The 1,709-nt window shown below is 43.5% G+C and carries 3 protein-coding genes; all 3 read right to left on the bottom strand.

The window, feature by feature from the left end; all coding sequences use genetic code 11:
- A partial coding sequence (locus B5G52_RS21745) for an IS66 family transposase (protein ID WP_140394365.1) occupies positions 1-890 on the bottom strand: 890 nt, incomplete at its 3' end.
- 95 nt (positions 891-985) lie between these two features.
- Positions 986-1,327 (bottom strand): IS66 family insertion sequence element accessory protein TnpB, encoded by a 342-nt coding sequence (tnpB, locus tag B5G52_RS21740; RefSeq protein ID WP_176372608.1) that lies wholly within the window; start codon positions 1,325-1,327, stop codon positions 986-988.
- Between the two features lie 5 nt (positions 1,328-1,332).
- Positions 1,333-1,629 carry a hypothetical protein gene (locus tag B5G52_RS21735; protein WP_087534704.1) on the bottom strand — a complete coding sequence of 99 codons (297 nt, stop codon included), beginning with the start codon at positions 1,627-1,629 and terminating at the stop codon, positions 1,333-1,335.
- Between the last annotated feature and the right edge of the window lie 80 nt (positions 1,630-1,709).

Here is a 1,709-nt window from a genome sequence, read left to right as displayed (position 1 = left end):
AAATCAACCGCACATTGGCCTGCACGACTATTATGGTAATCAAACAGGACAATATTAGTGCCTTTACCCGGTTTATCATCGCCGCAGCAATACAGCCACATATAGCTGGTTGCTTTATCTGCATTAATGACGTTTAACGGGGTTTCATCGCCGTGAATAACCGGTTGAGATAACAACACGTCTTTTAAGCGTTTATACAGAGGGGACAACAGGTCTGCGCAGCGCAACATCCAGCTCGACATCGTTTGTCTGCTCAACTCAATACCAATATCGGCTAACATTGTTTCTTGGCGATAAAGTGGTAAGCCAAACTGGTATTTACACATGATTATTTGGCTCAGCAGGCTGGGGGTTGCGATGCTTTTTGGAATAGGGGTTGCAGGCATTAGGGCGGTTTTTACTACACTTTCAATCCCTTCTCGCTCACAGTGACGACACGTATATTTTGGGCGAATGGTTTTGATTACTTTGATATGCGCTGGTACAAATTCCAGTGCTTCACTGCTGCTTTCACCCATTTTATGAAGGGGGCTTTGACAGCAATCACATATTTTGTCATCCTCTTCGAGGTCAACAACCACCTCAATTCGCGGCAACTGCGCCGGCAGTGGGCGGCGTTTCGGTTTGGCTTTTTCTTTCTTTACTGAGGGCGATGTAGCCAATAGCGCTTTATCATGTTCATCGAGAGTGTCTTCTGCTTCATTGAATACTTCGCCTGCACCCGGCATCTTTTCAGATTTCTTGGCGTACTCTTTGGCAAGTTTTGCGTTATAAGCTTGCAGTAATTCGTGAATTTGCTCATCTTTTTCAGCAACGACTTGTTGCAACTCAAGCACCATACGCTTGAGTTTTTCCAGGTCGTCAGGAAGTGAGTGTGCATCAATTTTCATGTTCGCAATTTAACAGAATTTGACGTTGTTTTCTTGCTTGACGCAAAGATAAAGCAGACGGTGTGGCAACGATCATTTACTGTCAATATGATCGATTAGATCATCGATTGATACTGCAATTCTTCATGACCAAGCACATCATATCCCGACAACAACCAATCCAGTTGCTCTGGACTGAGCTCAAATTCTTGCAGACTGGCTTTGTTTGGCCATTTAAACTTTTGCTTTTCTAACCGCTTGTACCACAAAGCAAACCCCGTTTTATCCCAGTAAACCAGCTTGAGTTTATCCTTCGCTTTGTTGCAAAATAAAAATAAAGCGCCAGTATAGGCGTCACGTTCAAGCTCACCCTCAACGATTGCGACCAGACCATCAATGGATTTTCGAAAATCCACAGCATCGCGGTGTAAGTAAATACACTTAGGTTCAACAAACATTTTCATCAGTTAAGCTCGCGTAGTAATTGGCCTAGATAAGATGCAGGCGTTGTGGGAGGCAAACTGACGTTTACTTTTCCGACTTCGAGGCTAATCGACAGTTGCTGTTCGGTGACGTCAACGTGTTTAGCTACTTTAGCGCGAACAAAGCTGCCTGATGATCCATTAAGCTTACTTCGTGCGGCATAAAAGCTTGTTTTTGATAAAGCATGTTGCAGGCAATAGTCAGTGATAGTTAAATCGCTGGCTTGTTGTTCTTCAATAATACTGCGCCATTGTTCAAGGCTGCGTGTTTTTCTCATGACTATCTCCTCATTGAAATTCAGAAATAGCTTAATTGTTTTGGTGAGTTACTTGCAGGTGCATTTTGCTAGACGCTTAC

This window comes from Pseudoalteromonas sp. A601 (assembly GCF_002165575.1).
GTDB lineage: Bacteria > Pseudomonadota > Gammaproteobacteria > Enterobacterales > Alteromonadaceae > Pseudoalteromonas.
The sequence above is the reverse complement of the archived record's forward strand: the minus strand, read 5'-3'. Positions and strand labels throughout refer to the sequence as shown.

Bases quoted from the DNA above. Each gene is read 5' to 3' on its own strand.
- B5G52_RS21735 (WP_087534704.1), bottom strand. From the start codon at position 1,629: ATGAGAAAAACACGCAGCCTTGAACAATGGCGCAGTATTATTGAAGAA.
- tnpB (WP_176372608.1), bottom strand. From the start codon at position 1,327: ATGTTTGTTGAACCTAAGTGTATTTACTTACACCGCGATGCTGTGGAT.